The organism is Vibrio sp. 970 (genome assembly GCF_033339075.1).
The window spans coordinates 384,209-404,399 of record NZ_JAWOTW010000002.1 but is presented as its reverse complement, the minus strand read 5'-3'; the positions used below and the strand labels follow the sequence as shown (position 1 = coordinate 404,399).

Below are 20,191 nucleotides of genomic sequence, written 5' to 3'. Positions count from 1 at the left end.
CAAACTGAACATAACGTGGTTAGTGTTGTGACCACGTTATCTTCCGTCTTTCCCCTCGATAACTTGCCTGCTGGCTTCTTGCTTGCAAGTATTCAAAAGAAGCGGTAATTTCAGCGGCTCGCTGATGTGCCAGAAAGTTGCTTATTCAAACGACCAACATGAACTAAACTCATCAGTTTTATCAGGGGCTTAATGATCAACTGCGCACTGCCCACGATGAAAAGCCAAGTACCACTTTCAATCAACGAATCATTCAAAAAGAAAAAACTACCAATTAAAAACCAAATAGCAATGAGTAGGTCGTTTGCAGCACCTAACGCCTCATAGCGGCGCTGAATAACGATGTGACGGCTTCCTAGATCTAAATCCAACTCTCTGCCATGTATCTGCACTGTATAGCTCCCCTCTTATTATTTCGCGTCAGTTATGCCCAAGTTATTTCGAAATACTTAGTTCTAAACCCTAACGGACGTAGCATGCATTGACAACCATTGGGGGGATTATCTATTTGCGATCAAAAGAAAAGGGCGCATAAGCACCCTTTTCAGCGAGTCTAATTACAGGTATTCGCTTTAATGATTAGATAGTGAGTGCCAACTTAACTCCACTTCAACAAGCGAGTTTCGTTGCCTTCTTCCGGCTTCGCTGGAATATTGAGTGACAACAGCAAGCTCACTGCTGCCATGCCAGCGCCGATGTAAAATACGCTAGCAGGTGAAACCAGCCAAATCACACCAAACGTAACAGGTATTACAACCGCCGCAATATGGTTAATCGTAAACGCAACGCCCGCGGTCGACGCCATATCGGCAGGATCGGCAATTTTCTGGAAGTAGGTTTTAATCGCAAGCGCTAACGCGAAAAATAAATGATCGACAACATACAATGCTGCCGCCCACTCTGCCGTTTGCACCAAACCGTACCCGACGAACACGAAGATCAAACCGACGTATTCAAACATCAACGCTTTGCGCTCACCAACAACGCCGATAAAACGGCCTATTCGCTTCGCAAACAAGAAGTTAAAGACATAGTTAATCAGGAACAGCAACGTAATATCTGCGGCGGAGTAACCAAACTTTTCTACCATCAAGAAACCAGCGAACACCGTAAAAATTTGACGGCGTGCTCCACTCATAAACGTAAGCGCATAGTATAACCAGTAACGTTTACGCAGGATGAGCTTCTTGTTCTGAGGCACTTTTGTCTTAAATTGTGGGAAGGCAAATGCCATCACCAAAATGAGCACAAAACCTAAACCACCAGCCATTAAATAGACCGTTTTAAAATCAAGTTTGAGCTGTTCGAGCGAAACCCAAATGGCGCCGTAGGTAAACAGAGAAGCCAAAGCTCCAACAGAAATAAACTTACCCAGCATTTCTGGCGCTTCTTCTTTAGATAGCCATTGTAAAGACAAAGACTGCTTGAGTGTTTCAAAGTAATGGAAGCCGGTGGACATTAACAAGGTTGTAAAAAGTAGACCGTACAAAGTGGGAAAATAACCTGTTAATGCCGTACCAAGCGTAAGCATCGCCAAAGAAACGAGCATAAAGCGTTGCTCTCGGATAAACAGCAATACAAACACGGCGGTAAAGGCCAAAAAACCCGGAATTTCACGCACACTTTGCAATAAGCCTATGTCGGCACCATCAAAGTTTGCTTTCTCGATAACAAAGTTGTTCAACAACGCCATCCAGGTAGAAAAAGCAATGGGCACGATAATGGAAATTAACAGGAGGAAATTTTGCGGCGTTCTCCAGCCGTGCGATGAGGTAGTCATGATGTTTCCTTTAAATATGAAGGCATCATCATAGCTTTAAATGTAACAAATTCGCAATATCATTATTATTTTCAGCCCAGAGCAAGCAGATATGGCTGAGGGATATTGTTATGAAGACAAACATCGCACTTAACTCCTTGGTGAAGCGCGATGTTCAAGTATCAAGAGAAATAAATCATGAGTAAATGTGCTCAGTGGCTTAATCAATGACTTTTACTGATAGGCGATTTTTAAATTCAAACACATGTTCTGGACATACATCCAAACAACGACCACAGCTAATGCAGTTTTGATCCATAACTCGACGATCTCCCTCTTTCAAAGGCTGCCGAAGCACTTCTGGTTCTGGGCAAACGTAAAAGCAATCCATGCATTTGGTGCAATCTTCGCGGCGAACAGCAGTAACGCGCAACAGGCTTTTTCGGCCTATCACGCCATAGGTAGCCCCCAGTGGACATAAGTGCCCACACCATCCATGCTCAACCAAGAGTAAATCCAACACGAACACTAGGGCGATCAACACCCAACCTGCGCCCATACCAAACACCAACCCGCGATGCAGTGCCGCCACTGGATCTAACCATGTCCAAAGAATTGCGCCAGACAGCGCACTGCCCAACATCAAAACAGGGATCAGCCAATAACGAATCACGGGAGACCAACGATAGCTCGCTTTAATGTTGAGCTTTCGACGCGACCACGCCGCCAAGTCTGTCACGATGTTCAACGGGCACACCCAAGCACAAAATGCGCGCGGCGCCAAAATCGCGTAAAACACCACGACAATCACTACGCCTAACAACGCATTAAACTCCGGAACATGCCCTGTCGCCAAAGCTTGAAGCACAATTAACGGGTCACTTAACGGCACGGTATCGAGCAACATACTTGATGACAGATTACCAGTTAGAATTCCCAGCGTCGGCCCAGCCATAAATAGCGCAATGATGGTGAACTGACATAGCCGACGTAAAATCAAAAACCGATGCGCGCGCCACCAACCAAGCTTTTCAAGCGCTTCTTTGCCAGCATTTTGAGCTAAATTCTTTGCCATTACTTACCTCCTTTTAGCGATTCAAGCGCACCTTCCGGCACAGGCGTCTCACTAGGGAGGATATTTTCGAGTGGTTTGTCGATCTCTTTCCAACCAAAATTGTAGTGGCTGCCCACTTTGCCTTTCGCCAAATCCGTCGGGACAACTTTAATAGCAGCGACATCCAACACGCACGCTTGTTCACACTTACCACATCCGGTACACACTTCGGAATTCACTGTAGGGATAAGTTTGGCGTGATAGCCGGTTCGGTCGTTGTGAACCATCTCTAACGTGATGGCTTCATCAATCAGCGGACAAATGCGATAACAAACGTCGCATCGTAACCCTTGCCAGTTAAGGCAAGTTTCATGGTCAATAAGAACCGCTGTACCCATTCGAGCATCATCAATATCGGTTAGTTTCGGATCCAGCGCCCCACTCGGACAAGCGACAACACAAGGAATGTCTTCGCACATTTCGCAGGGAATATCGCGTGCAGTAAAGTAAGGTGAGCCAGTCGCGACGGGTGAAAGTAATGTCGCAAGTTTCAAGGTATCGTAAGGACATGCCTGAACACACAAGCCACATCGAATACAAGCTGATTCGAAATCGCCTTCCGGCAATGCACCTGGCGGACGAATAGGCACACCTTTGGTTTCTCGAGCTTGGCTTTGTAGCGATTGTAAGCCCAATACACACGCAGCTGCGCCAACACCAGCCGCAGTCCGAGCTGTATCACGCAAAAATCGGCGCCGACTTTGCGATATTTTAGACTGAGAGGATTTCATGCTATTTCCTCAACAAAACTCCCTTATCAAGTTAAGCATAAATAGCCCTAAACGTGTCGTTTCCCTATACCTCATAGGAGGTAACTCCATCCTCTATTGATTCAAGTCAACTGACGCACAGTGCCGTCGTCACAGTTTGACTAAATGCGTTTATTTACTGCGACATGAAATTCACCACGATACTCTGCAGTACGCGCCATTCTCAGTACAATAATTCAACACCTTTGCAATCTATTCGCTCAATTCGATGATAAATCACTACTAAAAATTCAAAAAAAGACATCATAACAAGCTAATTTAAAAGGTATTTATCCATTAAACATAAAAAAACACTATCCAAATAAGAAAACTGTGGTTAGATTAAAAATTAAAACTAAAAAGCGAAGGAGAGAGGCATGGAAATTATCGTACGTCCAACGACCGTCGAAGACGCAGCGGCACTCGTAGAAATCTATTCACAACCAAAAGCACAACGTGAAACCCTGCAACTCCCAAAGCCTTCGCTCACGATGTGGGTGGAAAGATTGTCAAACATACCTGATGGTGTTTATAGCTATGTCGCTGAAATTGATGGTAAAGTCGTCGGTAATATTGGCTTTCACCACTCTCTACGTCCAAGAACGATGCACACGGCATCGTTTGGCATTGGAGTACATGATAGTTTCCACGGACTCGGTATTGGTAGCAAATTGATAGAAACAGTCACTGAACTAGCAGATAACTGGTTAAATGTGAGAAGAATTCAGATAGAGGTCAATGCCGATAACGACGCCGCCATTGGGCTTTATAAAAAGCATGGATTTCAAATTGAGGGTGAAGCGATTGACGGTTCCTTCCGTGATGGTGAATTCATCAATACCTATTACATGGCGCGCATCAGACCAGGCCAAAGATAAAACAAAGCCTCCTACTAATTGGAGGCTTTTCTTTTTAAACTTCGACTCACTTTCGTAAGTAAGCCAACGCTCTGCGAGTCAATGCTTCTGTGTAGGGATTGATCTTCCAGTGGTCGGGACTCCAACCTTTCACAAATCGCTGAAAGTCTGCCCAAGCCACAGCAAACAAAGGACGCCATTCACGCTCGACTTCATTAGGGTCAAGATTCGGTTGATAGACCATTAGCGCGTGTTGCAACTGAGCAAAATACGTATCCAAAACCCAAACTTCCATCTCTGCACAACGTTCTGGCTTAACGGTGCTACTCATAAACAGTGCCACATCTTTCATTGCACACCCACATCCAACGTATTGAAAGTCAACCGCAGCAACGCTTGATTCTTCTTCATCAAAACAGAAGTTCGCCAATTTGGCATCACCGTGTACTAGTGTTTTAAACTTAGCTTGCGAAAGCGTTTGATCAATCAATTGAGCCGCATTTTGTAGCTCAGTGTCTTGCAGTGCTTCAAGCTCGTCGGGTCTGGTTGCTAAGTGCCAGTATGTACCGGTATGCCACAACTTATCAGAACGAACATCGATGTATCGCGCATGAAAGTTCGCCAACCAAGTGAGGCAGGCTTGTAGATGGTCTAGCTGTGCATCTGTGATGACTTTTGGAAAGCCCACCTCGGCGAGATCTTCCATCACAATGAGCCATTCATTCTCCGATTGGAACGTTTTTAGACCTTGTGGTACTCGGCAGCGAGTATCCACCCCTCCGGAAAAATACTCATACCAATTTAGTTCCACCTGATAAGAGTGCAACTTTCTTTGATGAGAACGGTCCGTATTCCAGCCTCTAGGATGCTCTGAAGGCTTAGGGAGTTTTACATGCTTAATGATCACCGAACCAGTAGAATAAGTAACTCGGACTAACTCCCCATAGCCTCCCCATAGCGATTGTATGACTTCTACAGAGCGGTAATTACCGAGATTGAGTTCCTGGCCAATAGTTTGGTAGCGTTGGTGGTTGTTACTCATCATGCGAGCAGATGTGACCACGTTTGGTTCTTCTCCATATAGTGAATAACATATGGGCAAACTGGTTTGATTTGATAACCGAGTGACTCAATTTCTGGCAACACCGCTTCCATCATCACTTTTCCGTACCCCTTACCTCGCAGTGCTTCAGGAACAACCGTTGATGTAATGTGCATGACATTACCCTTAAGCTGATAAATCACCTTGGCTTTATAACCCTGCTCTAAATCAACCCAGAATGTACTATTCGTGGTCTCATGAGTTACTTTATGCATATCTTGCTCTCTAATTTTTGTTACAGATTGATTGAATCAAACTATATCACTGAATAAAATCGATACCATGCGAGAGTGCTGCTTCGCCTCACGCGATTACCTTCTTACATCAGGTACGACAATTATAATGAGAAATATGAGCCCAATTGCCAGAGACGGCAAGCTACCTCTGCAAAGCAAGAAGGCACCAGAACGTCAGGCAAGTACATTAAATAGCACCGATGCAATGGCAATGGTCGAACATGGCAGTGAAGTGAGCTTAAACGTCACCACCCCCGTTGGTACAAAGTTTATTACAACCAGCACATTTGTTGGCTGTCACTCAAATAATACTGCATTGATAGAGGTTCCGAACATCTCCGATGAAGACTTGAAGTTCTATTTTCAAGAAGGCTTTTGGATCAATGTAAAAGCCTACTCTCATCGAGGTGAAGGGGCCGTTATCCCATTTCGGGCCCAATTACAGCATCGACTAGGCGATCCGTACCCAATTTTGGTGCTAGACCTACCCAACACTATGCAGGTCTTTCAGCTTCGCAAAGAAGTGCGTTACGAAGTAAATTTGAGAGCGCGCGTTTGTTTAGAAGCCTATCGAACTGAATGCGAAATAAGAGATTTATCTCGTAGTGGCTGTCGTTTTGTAACATCACCAATGAGCCGGCCACTTCAGGTTGGTGACCACGTTTCATTGGATCTAACGATGCCCGGAGAGAGTCGTATGCTAGCGCCATTGCGAGGTCGTATTTGTAATTTACAAAAATCAACGCACTATGCTCGCTACGGAATGGAGTTTGATGAGGTTGGTAAAAACAACGCTAAAAACCTCCTCAGTCACCTCAAATTTGATGGTACTAAGCTCACACTAAAAAGATAGATTTGATAACCCCTATCGCTTATCAAGAAGCTTTGAAGTGCTAGAAAACAAGAAACCCCTTACTTTTCAGTAAGGGGTTTTTATTTACTAAGAATAAGGCAGTATCTTAGATAAGAGTCATGACTTAGAAGTCGTAACGTAGACCTAGCGCTAGCTCATCTTTTTCATCAGCGCCTTCGTTATCCATTAGATCGAAGTTGTATGATGCGTAGCCACGGAAGTTAGGCTTGAAGTAGTAAGTTACATCAACAGCTAGGTTTTCTACAGTATCTGCGTCTTCTAGTTCACCTTTGTTGAACGTAGAAGTGAATACAGTTTGACCCATAGTGTAAGCAGCGGCTAGTTCGTAGCCTTTGTAATCAAAAGTCTTACCTGCAACATCCATATCCGCGCCAGTGTAGTTACCAGCGAAGTAGAAGTCACCTACAGAGTATGCAGCTACCAGCATGAACTCATCGCTGTCGTTTTGATCTGCGTAACCAGCACCTAGTTCAAAACCAGTGTTAGCAAACGCGTAAACACCAGATAGAGAGAAGCCATCTTCCTCGTTGTCTGTAAAGCCTTGTGCATCTGTTGTGCGATCAGCAAAACGGTAGCTAGCGCGTACAGCTAGTTGCTCGAATTGGCCTTTGTAAGACAGCATGTTATCTGTACGGTCAGAAACAGGCAGTTTAAGTGCTGCTGTGTTACCGTGGTAAGCCATAATATCAGTAAAGTCAGTAAGAACCACTAGTGCGCCGTCGTTTTTACCGTAAGTTACTTCACCGTATTTGCCACCCAGCCCCGCATAAGCGTAACGAGTTTCAAGACTGTCTGTCTCACCAACTTTGTTACCTTTAGAATCAAATACATCATAAGTTTCAGTTACAAACTCACCTTCCCAAAAACCAACGCCGTATAGGTTTTCATTGATTTCCTGTTTGCCTAGGAAGTTAAGACGGATGCGAGTACGGTCTTCTGCCTTACCATCCATCATAGAAAGACGCGCTTCAGCGCGGCCGCCCATCTCAAGAGAAGTGCCATCTTGGTTGTATAGTTCTGAAGCGACAACTTGAGATCCTGATGCCATTAGCGCCACTGCTACAGCTAAAGTTTTTAATTTCATTGTTATTTTCCATATCATTGTTTTATATGTGTTTTCTCACCAGAAAAACAGGACTTTTCTGTACCAACGAGAAAACTGGCGGCATAGTAGCAGCTGTTATTTTTCACGCAACGTGTTGAATAAACAGCGCTTATAGAAGAAAACACCACTTAAAATGGCGATATGAATACCTCTCAACCATCAAGTTATCGGTTGAGTTAAAAAAAATGTTCGCGTCAAAAAAAAATTGACGAAAAAAATGTAAAAACAATATCACAAAACGTGACATCGCCCGCAAAAAATCTTGTTAACTAACTGTTTTAGATAGACTTATTGATAATAAATCCGATTATTACAAACAAAAAAATCCCTGAGCATTCACTCAGGGATTTAGAGATTTGATAAGTAGATGATGAATTAAAGCTTAAAGAAACTTAATTGCTCTTTCTGCTTCTCTGCAAGTAATGAAAGCTCAGTACTCGCACTTGCACTCTGGCTGATGCCCGCTACATTTTGGTTTACAAGCTCCGACATGTTAACCACGTTGCGATTGATATCTTGAGTAACTTGAGACTGCTCTTCGGCTGCGGTTGCTACTTGCGTGTTTGAATCGTTGATGTTGGCGACCGACTCGGTAATTCCAACCAACGCTTCATTCGCTTGTTGCGTCAGCTCGTTGTTGCGGCTAAGCATATCAAGGCTGACTTGCATACTGTCATTCGCCAGCCCAGACTGCGCTTGAAGCTCTTCAATGATCGTTTGGATCTCTTGTGTCGAGTCTTGAGTACGCGCCGCTAGCATGCGTACTTCATCAGCTACTACCGCAAAACCACGACCAGATTCACCAGCTCGCGCCGCTTCAATCGCAGCATTCAATGCTAGCAAGTTGGTCTGCTCAGATACGCCGCGAATCACTTCAATAACATCGTTGATCTGTACAGATTGCTCTTTTAGACGCAAAACAACTTGCGCTGCATCGTTCAATGCTTGAGACATTTGCGCACTTGCTTCCGCACTTTCTTGGAAGATAGCCAAACCTGATTGAGCAAGTCCATCAGCTTCACGCGCAGTTGCGTCAGCAGAGGTCGCGTTATCACTCACATTATTCGCAGTGCTTGCAAGCTCGTTAACCGCAGATGCAACTTGCTCGATCTCCGCCAACTCTTGTTGAGCGTTCGCTTCCGCTTGCGTCATTACCGCAGCCAATTCGGTCGATGCAGATGCAACTTCCTCACTAATACGGGTTAACTGGTCCACAGTGTTGTATAACTGCTCTGCGGTTTGGTTTACATCTTTGCTCAGCTTAGAGATCTCATTGTCCCCATCGACATCTGCACGTACTGATAGATTACCCATTGCTAACTGACGCATCACTTCTTGCAGCTTTTGGATTGGTGTAACAATCATGCCAGATAGGAACCAAGCGCCTATCAATGAGAAAGCAAATACCGCTAAAACCGTCAACATAGCGTTATTTTGCACACGTTCATTTTGCTGATGACTTCTGATAGTAGATTGTTCAGCTTGCTCGTTTACATGCTTTGATAGCGTGTTAATTTGTTGGACCATTTCTCGGCCAACATTGCGATACTCTTTGACAAATGCACGGTACTCGCTATCCGATTTCAAACCTTGATCGTATTGGTTGAAGAAATCAACTGAGCGCTCTGAATATCGCACATAGGATTCAATTGCTTGGCGAACTTTAACGGCATCGTCACGGAATAGGTTTCGGGCTTCAATTGCGCTTAAATCGGCATCAACTTGCTTTAAGCCTTCTTTCAATTCGGTTAGAAAATTCTCACGACGAGAAGCATCGTAAATAGCGTAAACCGCGCTTATGCGCAGAGGGTAAATTTGATCGTCAATACTCGCCAATGTGTCTTTGTGAAAAACCAAAGATTCTTGGTTGGAAGCAATAACATCTTGCTCTGCTTGAAGATTGTTTTTAGTAATCCAAAGAGCAATAAACAAAACAATCGCGGTAAATAATACCGGAACCAAAATTTGCGTTCGTACTGACAAATTTTTCAGTGATAACTGCATGACAGGGCCTCAGTTGTATGCGTGATGTCTATATCCAAACAAACTCGAGCAGTGCCTATAACAACGTTACTTTTCGGCAGTTTGAATATCTATGCTTCCTTGCGACGGGATAAATCCCAGACGAATAAACAAGTGGCGAATATTAGAGGTCGATCACACTTTTGTCTAGTACAAAAACTCTCCATTTTCAATCTGTTATTGACAATATCCCGACAGTGGCGTCGGGATATTGTCGTTATGATAAATTATGATCACTTATGATGAGATACATTCACATTTAGGACGGTTTCAGCCTATTTTCTCAACGAATTGAGCTTAGCTTGAGCAAGGCCAAAAATGGTATCGATTGGATAAGAACCTTCATCAGTTGGCTCACCAGCAACTTTCCCCGTAAACAATTCGATAGCTTCAGTAACATGGTCAATCGCCCAAATATTAAACTCGCCTTTTTCGACTGCTTTCACGATGTCGGAACGAAGCATTAGATTGTGAACATTAGAGCGCGGAATAATGACCCCCTGCCCGTCATGACGACCTTTAATTACACACACATCATAAAATCCTTCGATCTTTTCGTTTACGCCACCAATAGGCTGAGCTTGACCAAATTGATTCATCGACCCTGTTATCGCAATGTCTTGTCGATTTGGTTGCTTTGAAAAAGCAGACACAACCGCACATAACTCAGCCATGCTGGCACTATCACCATCAACACCACCGTAAGATTGCTCAAAGGTAATGGTTGTCGTTAATGGCACTCGTGCCGTTTTACCAAATACGGAAGATAAGTAGGCAGACAAAATCATTACGCCCTTAGAGTGAATACTGCCTCCCAAATCCACGCTTCGCTCGATATCGATAACATCCCCATCACCGTAACACGTCGTCGCTGTGATGCGATTCGGTGCACCAAACATGTAGTCACTAGTGCTCAATACCGAAAGTGCGTTCACTTGGCCTACGGCTTCTCCTTCGGTGCGAATCAGCGTTGTGCCGTTAATAAAGGTTTCCATTACGTTATCGCGTAATCGGCTTACTCGCATTTCTTGGTTATTGAGCGCCTCTTCAACATGCCCAATACGGATCATGTTAGAGTTAGCTTGACGAGCCACGTAGTTCGACTCTCGAAGCAAGTTGGCGATATTAGCCGAATGTAGAGATAGCTTGGATTGGTCGCCAGACAAACGTGAGCTGTATTCGATGATTCGAGCAATGGCTTTGCGATCGCAATGCAGCATATTATTGTCATGCACCACGCTAGAGATAAAGCGCGCGTAATGCAGCTCAGACTCCGGCGTACGTTTCATTTCGTCTTCGAAATCTGCCGTCACGCGGAACAACTCGCTGAACTCTGGATCGTAATGTTGGAGTAATTGGTAAGTTCGGTAATCACCAAATAAGATAATTTTGATATCAAGCGGAATCGGTTCAGGATCGAGTGATACCGCCCCCGTCAATGTGACTTCTTTTTCTAGAGACGTAAAACTCAATTGACGAGCACGCAATGCGCGCTTCAAACCATCCCAAACGTAAGGCTGTTCAAGTACTTTCTGAGCATCCATTAATAGAACGCCGCCATTCGCCTTATGCAAGCTCCCTGCACGAATCAGCGAGAAGTCGGTAAACACCGTTCCCTTGAAAGTGGCAGTCTCAATCGACCCGAAGAGTGAATGATAGTTGGGATTTTCTTCAACAACGATAGGAAATTCGCTGCTTTTACGGCTTACCAAGACGTTCACTTTATAACGACGTGGCAATTTTTTATCCAAGGATGCCGTCGCAATTTCGCCTTGCTCGCCACTTTGGTCAAGGAAGATATCTGCGTTTTCAACAATATCTTTTTGCAGCTCAGTTAAGTAGGTTTTGATTTCGGAATATTGCGCGTAATCCACTTTGAGTTTTTTGATGAAGTGAGTAATCACATCAAGCGTCACTTCATCATTGAGCTTTTTGATTTTATCGCTGTATGTCTCTTCCCACTCCGTAAGCTCACGAACCATCGAGCGCAATCGCACTTCGAGTTCATCAATAGCATCGCTGAATTGCTCTTGTTCTTTTTTGCTTAGTACATCAAAAGACTCTTCCGTATGAAGCTCATCACCGTTCATGGCGACAAACTGATAATCCCCCTGCGTAGTCAGTGTTAGGCTGATGCCCTTTTCTTTTGCCTCTCGACTAATACGATCCAGCTCGTTTTGTTGCTTAGCTGCCAATTGATTTTTTAATCGCTCAGCGCGGCTAAAGTACATTTCATTGTCGAATGCTAGGGGTAAAGCATTCAATAATTTGCCCATTAAAGCTTCAATATCAACACGTAGCTTATTTCCGATACCACAAGGCAACTTTAATACCTTTGGTGTACGGGTATCCTCAAAGTTCGCAACGTAACACCAATCAAACAGGGCTGCTGCATCGTGCTGGTGACGATTCAGATAGCGCAAGATCATGGTGCGTTTACCTAGCCCATTCTGACCAATGGCGTAGATGTTATACCCTTTCTCTTTGATGGACATCGCAAACTCGACCGCTTTTTGCGCGCGCTCTTGGCCCACGATTTCATCAATTGGAGGTAACTCCTTGGTCGACTTACATGGCATATTCTCTAGATCTGCTACAGAATATAGCTGCTTAGCTTCCAATCTTAGTATTGCCATATCCACTTCCTTTTTTCTTATTTTCGTTATTTGAGTGTAGAGATTATTTGCTTAATTTTAAGTGATTTACCTTCCACCCTAGATTGATTGGACATTTTATGAACACATAAGTGATATTAACACGCACTTGCAATTGATAATCAATTTCATTTAATATCTAAACAAATCAAATGTTGTGGAGATGGATATGAATATTGAGCAATGCTGGATGCGCTACTTAAAAGCGGAGCAACTGATGGAACAAGGCCATTGGCCAGAAGCTCATCGTTTATATGACGACGTGCTCAACAATCTACCCAACCACATTCATTTAGCGCTAGAAAATGCACAAACTAAACCTTGCCAGTTTGTATGTCTCATTACGGGGCTTAGAGATGCCAGCGTGACGCAATCAGAGATTCTCAACAAACTCGGCTTACAACATGATGCGTTCTCAATACTCAATCAAACTTACGCGCTATTTCAATTTTTGCAGCTAGAGAGCCATGAACTAATTGAGCGCGTAGGTCACCTACTTGGTCAACAGAGCGAAGACTTGTTAGCTCACATGGCGGCATTTTGCTCTGCCCAACGTAATGCTCAATGGATGATAGAACTCGAGCACGTAACGCGCGCGCATGAGCAGTTCTTACATTTGCAAGCAATGAGTTCGGCAAAAGCTTCGCCTTCTCACCTGTATAATTAATCTAAAGCTCAAGCATTGAGGCCAGCTAGGTTTGTACTGTCCATTGCTTGAGTATCATTTGCTTTATCAACCACAAGGATCTGTGATGTCTTCTAAAACCATTCTTTCGGTGAACAACCTATCAGTCAGCTTTACGACAAACGATGGGATCGTCGATGCAGTAAAGAATGTTAGCTTCGATTTAAAAGCAGGCGAGACGCTGTCCATCGTTGGCGAATCTGGCTCTGGCAAGTCAGTATCAACCAATGCACTGATGAAACTACTGCCAGACAACGCTATTTTTCATGAAAGCTCATCCATCATGTTTGAGGGTAGCTCCATCTTGGATAAAACAGAGCGTGAAATGCAAAGTATTCGCGGTGATCGCATTGGCATGATTTTTCAAGAGCCGATGACCTCACTAAACCCGTACATGCGGGTGGGTATCCAAGTCGCTGAGGCCATCATGTGTCACCGCCCGGTCGACAGACGAACAGCAAAAGCAAAGGTGTTAGAGCTGTTTGAATTGGTTCATATGCCAAACCCAGAAAAAGCGTACAACAAGTACCCACACGAATTTTCTGGTGGTCAATTGCAACGCATCATGATTGCGATGGCACTGATTAACGAGCCCGATATTTTGATCGCCGACGAACCTACAACAGCGTTGGATGTCACGGTTCAAGCAGAAGTGTTGCACCTGATTAAAGAAATTCAGACTCAGATGGGCATGGCAATCCTATTTATTACTCATGACTTAGGCGTCGTAAAACACTTTGCAGACCGTGTCATTGTGATGTGTAAAGGAGAAGTCGTCGAAGAAGGCGAAACGCAAACACTCTTCGAGGACCCAAAGCACGAATACACACGTATGCTAATCAACTCGATTCCTAAAGGCAGTAAGGAGCCTATTAGCGAAAGTGCTACACAGCTTTTAAAGGCCGACGATATACGAGTCAAATTCTTGGTAAAGTCGCATTTTATTGCGAGCAAGAATGAGTACTTCGAAGCGGTAAAAGGCATTTCTCTTGAGCTTAAACAAGGAGAGACCCTCGGGATCGTTGGGGAGTCCGGTTCAGGTAAGTCTACACTCGGCCGAGCTTTGATAGGTCTACTGCCCTCAACTGGCAAAATAGAATATAAAGGCCAAGATATGGCCTTGCTGACAAACAAAGAACGTTTTGAGCTGAAAAAAGACGTTCAGATGGTATTCCAAGACCCTTATGGTTCGCTTTCTCCTCGTATGACTATCGGCGAGATCATCACAGAAGGATTAACTGTCCACCAACCAATGTTGAGTAAAAAAGAACGTATGCAGAAAGCACGCGACGTGCTCCGTGAGGTCCGCTTAGATCCCGCGTCCATCAACCGTTATCCGCACGAGTTTTCAGGAGGCCAGCGTCAGCGTATTGCTATCGCGCGAGCACTGATCCTTGAACCTTCGTTTATTCTGCTTGATGAGCCAACCTCTGCATTAGACCGCTCGGTGCAACTGACAGTGATTGACCTTCTGAAAGATTTGCAGAAAAAACACAATATTGGCTACTTGTTTATTAGCCACGATCTATCAGTAGTTAAAGCACTCTCTGATCGTGTTCTAGTCATGCAAAAGGGCGAGGTCATGGAACAAGGTACGGCCGAAAAGATTTTCCAAAACCCTAAAAATGACTACACGAAAAAACTGATAGATGCCTCATTTGATCTTGAAAACAGTGAAAATCAGCACAATGCGGCTTAGGTTCATCACAGTTTCATATTCATAAACTAGGATTAAGAAAAGGTGATAAATTCATCTTGTCTTAAGAATGGCGTAGCTGCCTTTCGGTTTGGCCGCCGAGACTGGTTGGTTCAAGGGTCAGACTTAGTCAACCTGCCTCAAATACTGGCAAACAGTATGAATTGAGTTCCCCCAACCATGAAAAATGCCGCGACACTGTCGCGGCATTTTTTTATTCTCAGAAGTTTCTAACAACTAGGGCATTAAATCGACTCAATACCCATATTATGTAACGTAAATGCATACACGTCTGTGGTGAGGTCAATTTGCTTACTCAGCGGCATTCCTGCACCATGACCGGCATTAACATCAATGCGTATCAATACTGGATTAGCGCCTTGCTGTTTGTCTTGCAGCTCCGCAATAAATTTGTACGAATGTGCTGGCACAACTCGGTCGTCGTGATCAGCAGTTGTCACCAAGGTAGCAGGATATTGCACGCCTTCTTTTACATTGTGAACAGGAGAGTAACCAAGCAAGTATTGGAACATCGCTTCACTTTGCTCCGACGTGCCATAGTCATACTTCCAGCCTTCTCCAGAAGTAAACGTGTGATAACGCAGCATATCAAGCACGCCAACCGCAGGCAGCGCGACTTTGAATAGTTCAGGGCGTTGCGTCATACACGCTCCAACTAACAAACCACCATTAGAACCACCGCGAATCGCTAGGCGATCCGAGCTAGTGTAGTCGTTTTCAATCAGGTATTCCGCCGCCGCAATAAAGTCATCAAACACGTTTTGCTTTTGCTGCTGAGTGCCTGCGTTGTGCCAGGCTTTACCGTATTCACCGCCGCCTCGCATGTTGGCGACAGCGTATATACCCCCCAACTCTAGCCAGTTGGCTACATTGCCAGAAAACATTGGAGTAAGGCTGATGTTAAAACCGCCGTAACCATACAACATGGTTGGTGCTCTACCATCAAGTGCAATGCCCTTCTTGTATGAGATGATCATCGGAACTTGCGTGCCGTCTTTTGAGGTGTAAAACACCTGTTTTGATTCATACTCATTACGATCGAACGGTGCCTTTGATTCCTGAAACAGTGTCGATTCACCAGATTCGACATCAAATGAGAAAATCGTCGGAGGCGTCACGTAGTTAGTGAATGTGTAATAAAGTGTGGTTTCTTCTTTTTTACCCGCCAGACCATAAGCCGTGCCTTCTCCCGGCAATTGTACATCTCGAATCCACTCACCTTGGTAGTTAAACTGCTGCACTTTAGAAAGCACATCTACCATATAAGTCGCAAACAGATAACCGCCACCTTTGCTGATTTCTAACGGCTGTTCTTGTTCAGCAATCACGTCAGCCCATTGTTCTGTCTGAGTGTTGTAGCTGACAACTTTGCCATTCGGCGCGTCTAGGTTGGTGTAAAGCAGCAAGGTTGCGTCTTGGCTATCAATTAAGTAGGTGTCTCCTTGCGTTGTCTCGCGCAGCGTCACAATTGCCTGTAACTCAGACTGTAAATCAATATAAAACAGACGATTACCCGATGTAGATTCTGCGCCAGAGATAATGAGGAAGCGATCATCTGTCGTCGTCGTACCAGACACATAACGATGAACTTGCGTATCCAACTCACCGAAAATCACTTTATCTTCAGATTGAGGTGTACCAAGTTCATGATAATAAAGCTTGTGATGCTCAGTTCGAGCAGACAACTCGCTGCCTTGCGGCTTATCGTAGCTTGAGTAATAGAAGCCTTTGCTGCCCAGCCAAGAAATCGACGTAAACTTCGCATCAACAATCTCAGGCTCTAGCTGTTCTTTGGTTTCCGTATCAATGACAAAGATCTTACGCCAATCACTGCCCCCTTCCGAGATGGAATACGCGACCAAACGGTAGTCTTTAGAGAAGCTGACTTCGCCAAGAGAGGTCGTGCCCTCTTCGGAGAAAGTATTTGGATCAAGGAAAACCTCGGCTTCTCCCTCGCCTTTACGTCGATACAATACGCTTTGGTTTTGCAAACCGTCGTTTTTGTAGAAGTAGGTGTAGTCACCACGAACAAATGGCTGGGAATATTTTTCGTAGTTTTGACTCTTCGCCACTAAGTCACGGATTTGTTGGCGGTACGGTATCTGACCAAGGAAATCGAAGGTGACCGAATTTTGACCCGAAACCCATTGAGCGGTTTCTTCACTGCGATCATCTTCTAACCAGCGATAAGGGTCGGTAATGTCGTGACCAAAATAAGTGTCCACGACAGAATCTTTACGTGTTTTTGGGTAATGCATAACGTCCGTGTTACTCCGTTGTTTTTATTAAGTTGTTTATCTTCAATCGTTTTATTGCGGTGATTACCTTAGAGCACCCTATTTTGATTTCAACGACATTGTTTTAAATCTATGAAGAACCTAGAAATAATGAGATATCGTTAAGTATCGGTCACGAATGTGCTCAATAAGCAGCTTCACTTTGTTCGGTGGTTGACGAGTAAACGGATACACCGCGTAGATACCCAACTTTTTACCTACTAATTCAGGAAAAATATCCACCAGTTGACCATTACGAATATCGTGATACACCAAACAGCGCGGGACGTAAGCAATACCATGGCCGCCCAGAGCGGCTTTACGTAATGCGGTCGCGTTATCAGTAGAAAAGCAGCCCGATACTTTGACGATGTAATTGCCATCTTCTCCTTTAAACTCCCAATCCGTTGCACCTGTGGTTTGGTAAGCGTATTGCAGACAATTGTGCGTGGTGAGATCAATCGGCTCGATCGGTTTCCCATTTTTCGCAATATAAGAAGGTGACGCGCATACCACCCATTGGGAATCGAGAATATGTCGTGCGATCAAACTAGAGTCGGCTAAGTAGCCAGTTCGAATGACTAAATCGTAACCATCAGCCACTAAATCGACAAAGCGATTATCCAATGACATGTCCACGGTCAGACCCGGATGAAGGTTACAAAATTCGGCAACAGCATCAGCAAGTATCAAATCTCCAGAGATACACGGCACGGACATTTTTATATGACCGCTCACATTCTCTCCAAAGCCTGCAACAGCATCCATAGCCTCCTGAGTGGCCTGCTTCACATTTTTAGCACTGTGGAGTAACACCTTACCTGCCTCGGTCAAGGTTAATTTGCGCGTTGTTCGATATAATAGCTGAGCCCCTATTTCTTCCTCCAACCTCGCCATTCTTTTGCTAACTACCGAATTTGTAAGGTTATTTGCCTCTGCAACCTTACTAAAGCTGCCAAGTTCGATTACTTGAGAAAATAGGATTAAGTCGTCTGCTCTCATACCATTATGTCACTTTTGGAATTAATTATTTTCATTATTTCCCTATATCAACAAAAAATAAAGGAGTAAATTCACGCCAAATTAACAAAACCATTACAACAAAAAGTCACCTCTACAGCGGATTGACACCGTTCGAGAAGTCAGCGTACGAAGGATGTACAAATGAGTGAAACCCTACTTGCCCTAGTGGCATTTTCGCCAATTGTTGTTGCCGCCATCTTATTGGTTGGTCTCAACTGGCCTGCTAAAAAAGCCATGCCTGTTGCGTTCGGTTTAACCGTCGCTATCGCACTAATGTTTTGGGATATGTCAGCCAATCGCGTACTGGCCTCCGTATTCCAAGGACTGGGCATTACTGTCTCTGTTCTATGGATCGTGTTTGGTGCCATCTTCTTGCTCAACACTTTAAAACACACTGGAGCGATCACCACAATCCGTAATGGATTTACCGATATTTCGGCTGACCGCCGTGTACAAGCCATCATCATTGCTTGGTGCTTTGGCTCGTTCATTGAAGGCGCATCTGGGTTCGGTACCCCGGCAGCAATCGCTGCACCACTACTGGTTGCAATCGGCTTTCCTGCGCTAGCCGCTGTCCTTATGGGCATGATGATTCAGTCAACGCCTGTTTCATTCGGCGCGGTAGGCACGCCTATCATCGTAGGTGTAAACAAAGGTTTAGACACCCATAACATCAGTGAGTCGTTGGCCGCACAAGGTGCAACGTGGGAAATGTACCTGCAAGATATCACAGCGCACGTTGCTGTCATTCACGCAGTCGTAGGTACGATGATCCCAGTATTAATGGCGATGATGTTAACACGTTTCTTCGGCAAGAACAGAAGCTGGAGTGAAGGTCTGGATATTCTACCATTTGCACTATTCGCTGGTGTCTCTTTTACCGTTCCATACGCGTTAACCGGTGTTTTCTTAGGTGCAGAGTTCCCTTCACTTATCGGTGGTTTGGTTGGTCTGTCTATCGTTGTTACCGCAGCGAAAAAAGGCTTCTTAGTACCAAAGACTAAGTGGGATTTCGAAAGCGAAGACAAGTGGCCTGCAGAGTGGTTAGGCTCGCTAAAAGTCGATCTAAACGACAATCCGGGCAAGCCAATGAGCATCGTAAAAGCTTGGGTTCCATATGTAATGCTGGCAGTTATTCTCGTCGCAAGCCGCGTAAGCCCTGAGCTGAAAGGCTTTGTACAAAGCGTAAGTTTGTCGTTCAGCAACATTCTTGGTGAGACTGGCGTTAGCGCTGCGATTCAGCCGTTATACCTTCCTGGTGGCATTCTGGTGTTTGTCGCACTACTTGCTGCAATGTTACAAAGCGGTAGTGTAAAGCCATTGCGTGAAGCGTTTGGCGAGTCAAGCAAAACACTGATTGGGGCGGGTTTTGTCTTGGTATTTACCATTCCGATGGTTCGTATCTTTATCAACTCAGGCATCAACGGTGCTGACCTAGCAAGTATGCCCGTCACAACCGCAAACTTCGCCTCTGACCTTGTTGGTTCTGCGTTCCCAGCGCTGAGTGCCACCGTTGGTGCACTGGGTGCGTTCATCGCTGGCTCAAACACGGTATCAAATATGATGTTCAGCCAGTTCCAATTCGAAGTGGCACAAACGTTGTCTATTTCGAGTGTGATTGTTGTATCACTCCAGGCCGTCGGTGCTGCCGCAGGTAACATGATTGCGATTCACAACGTTGTTGCCGCATCAGCCACGGTAGGCTTGCTTGGTCGAGAAGGCGCAACATTGCGTAAAACGATTATCCCTACGTTCTACTACATTGTAATGACAGGCATTATTGGATTGGTTCTGATTTATGGCTTCCAAATGACAGATGTCTTAATGAAGTAACGCGAAACGCAGGGTTTACAGCCCTGCCTAATTTGACACAGCTGTCTGCACTACTACCCCGACATGTTGATTTAGCTTGCTACATCAATTCCCCCGACAGCTGTGTCATCCTTTCCAGTTTGCATAACTGATTGAGTGATTTAATAAAATTTTTCAACCAATTATGTAAATGGGTTACCAACATC

At 44.6% G+C, this 20,191-nt stretch carries 16 protein-coding genes; 5 read left to right on the top strand and 11 right to left on the bottom strand.

The annotated features are described in order from the left end of the window. Positions 1-110 precede the first annotated feature (110 nt). The 4 genes from R7Q11_RS04360 to napG form a co-directional block, all read right to left on the bottom strand. Positions 111-392, bottom strand: coding sequence for a YrhK family protein (locus R7Q11_RS04360; protein WP_025768568.1), 282 nt, complete (start codon positions 390-392; stop codon positions 111-113). A 206-nt stretch (positions 393-598) separates the two neighbouring features. Next, positions 599-1,780, bottom strand: a complete 1,182-nt coding sequence (locus tag R7Q11_RS04355) for an MFS transporter (protein WP_005375129.1) — start codon at positions 1,778-1,780, stop codon at positions 599-601. Between the two features lie 199 nt (positions 1,781-1,979). After that, the gene (napH, locus tag R7Q11_RS04350) at positions 1,980-2,834 is read right to left on the bottom strand and encodes a quinol dehydrogenase ferredoxin subunit NapH (RefSeq protein WP_064369634.1); all 855 of its coding nucleotides are present in this window, start codon (positions 2,832-2,834) and stop codon (positions 1,980-1,982) included. Then, positions 2,834-3,604: a ferredoxin-type protein NapG gene (gene napG, locus R7Q11_RS04345; protein WP_064369633.1), complete on the bottom strand. Its 771-nt coding sequence runs from the start codon at positions 3,602-3,604 to the stop codon at positions 2,834-2,836. Before napG ends, napH begins: the two co-directional genes overlap by 1 nt. A gap of 395 nt (positions 3,605-3,999) precedes the next feature. Here napG and R7Q11_RS04340 point away from each other — a divergent pair, with 395 nt between their 5' ends. Then, positions 4,000-4,500 carry a GNAT family N-acetyltransferase gene (locus R7Q11_RS04340; RefSeq protein ID WP_005375126.1) on the top strand — a complete coding sequence of 167 codons (501 nt, stop codon included), beginning with the start codon at positions 4,000-4,002 and terminating at the stop codon, positions 4,498-4,500. 46 nt (positions 4,501-4,546) lie between these two features. On the opposite strand, the gene R7Q11_RS04335 is transcribed toward R7Q11_RS04340, so the two are convergent. Both R7Q11_RS04335 and R7Q11_RS04330 read right to left on the bottom strand, forming a co-directional pair. Then, entirely contained in the window at positions 4,547-5,524 is a 978-nt protein-coding gene (locus R7Q11_RS04335) for an ecdysteroid 22-kinase family protein (protein ID WP_225466242.1), read from the bottom strand. Beyond that, positions 5,521-5,796: a GNAT family N-acetyltransferase gene (locus R7Q11_RS04330; protein ID WP_017635482.1), complete on the bottom strand. Its 276-nt coding sequence runs from the start codon at positions 5,794-5,796 to the stop codon at positions 5,521-5,523. The genes R7Q11_RS04335 and R7Q11_RS04330 overlap by 4 nt, the downstream gene beginning before the upstream one ends. A 127-nt stretch (positions 5,797-5,923) precedes the next feature. Here R7Q11_RS04330 and R7Q11_RS04325 point away from each other — a divergent pair, with 127 nt between their 5' ends. Then, the gene (locus R7Q11_RS04325) at positions 5,924-6,670 is read left to right on the top strand and encodes a flagellar brake protein (protein WP_042521645.1); all 747 of its coding nucleotides are present in this window, start codon (positions 5,924-5,926) and stop codon (positions 6,668-6,670) included. Between the two features lie 124 nt (positions 6,671-6,794). Here the strand turns inward: R7Q11_RS04325 and R7Q11_RS04320 are convergent, their stop codons facing one another. The 3 genes from R7Q11_RS04320 to R7Q11_RS04310 form a co-directional block, all read right to left on the bottom strand. Continuing rightward, positions 6,795-7,775 carry a porin gene (locus R7Q11_RS04320; RefSeq protein WP_042521647.1) on the bottom strand — a complete coding sequence of 327 codons (981 nt, stop codon included), beginning with the start codon at positions 7,773-7,775 and terminating at the stop codon, positions 6,795-6,797. Between the two features lie 396 nt (positions 7,776-8,171). Then, a complete protein-coding gene (locus R7Q11_RS04315; protein ID WP_042521649.1) occupies positions 8,172-9,800 on the bottom strand; it encodes a methyl-accepting chemotaxis protein in 1,629 nt (542 codons plus the stop codon). 293 nt (positions 9,801-10,093) lie between these two features. Beyond that, positions 10,094-12,454 (bottom strand): Lon protease family protein, encoded by a 2,361-nt coding sequence (locus R7Q11_RS04310; protein ID WP_005375118.1) that lies wholly within the window; start codon positions 12,452-12,454, stop codon positions 10,094-10,096. Positions 12,455-12,641: 187 nt separating this feature from the next. On the opposite strand from R7Q11_RS04310, the gene R7Q11_RS04305 reads away from it, so the two are divergent. Both R7Q11_RS04305 and R7Q11_RS04300 read left to right on the top strand, forming a co-directional pair. Beyond that, a complete protein-coding gene (locus R7Q11_RS04305; protein WP_017635485.1) occupies positions 12,642-13,139 on the top strand; it encodes a hypothetical protein in 498 nt (165 codons plus the stop codon). Positions 13,140-13,224: 85 nt separating this feature from the next. After that, positions 13,225-14,856 (top strand): ABC transporter ATP-binding protein, encoded by a 1,632-nt coding sequence (locus tag R7Q11_RS04300; RefSeq protein ID WP_205461260.1) that lies wholly within the window; start codon positions 13,225-13,227, stop codon positions 14,854-14,856. Between the two features lie 242 nt (positions 14,857-15,098). Here R7Q11_RS04300 and R7Q11_RS04295 read toward each other — a convergent pair whose 3' ends face one another. Both R7Q11_RS04295 and R7Q11_RS04290 read right to left on the bottom strand, forming a co-directional pair. After that, positions 15,099-17,132, bottom strand: a complete 2,034-nt coding sequence (locus R7Q11_RS04295) for a prolyl oligopeptidase family serine peptidase (protein WP_115386801.1) — start codon at positions 17,130-17,132, stop codon at positions 15,099-15,101. A 120-nt stretch (positions 17,133-17,252) separates the two neighbouring features. Further along, on the bottom strand, positions 17,253-18,152 hold the full coding sequence (locus R7Q11_RS04290) for a LysR family transcriptional regulator (RefSeq protein WP_005375112.1): 900 nt from the start codon (positions 18,150-18,152) through the stop codon (positions 17,253-17,255). Between the two features lie 162 nt (positions 18,153-18,314). On the opposite strand from R7Q11_RS04290, the gene R7Q11_RS04285 reads away from it, so the two are divergent. Further along, positions 18,315-20,006 carry an L-lactate permease gene (locus tag R7Q11_RS04285; protein WP_005375111.1) on the top strand — a complete coding sequence of 564 codons (1,692 nt, stop codon included), beginning with the start codon at positions 18,315-18,317 and terminating at the stop codon, positions 20,004-20,006. Positions 20,007-20,191: the final 185 nt, after the last annotated feature.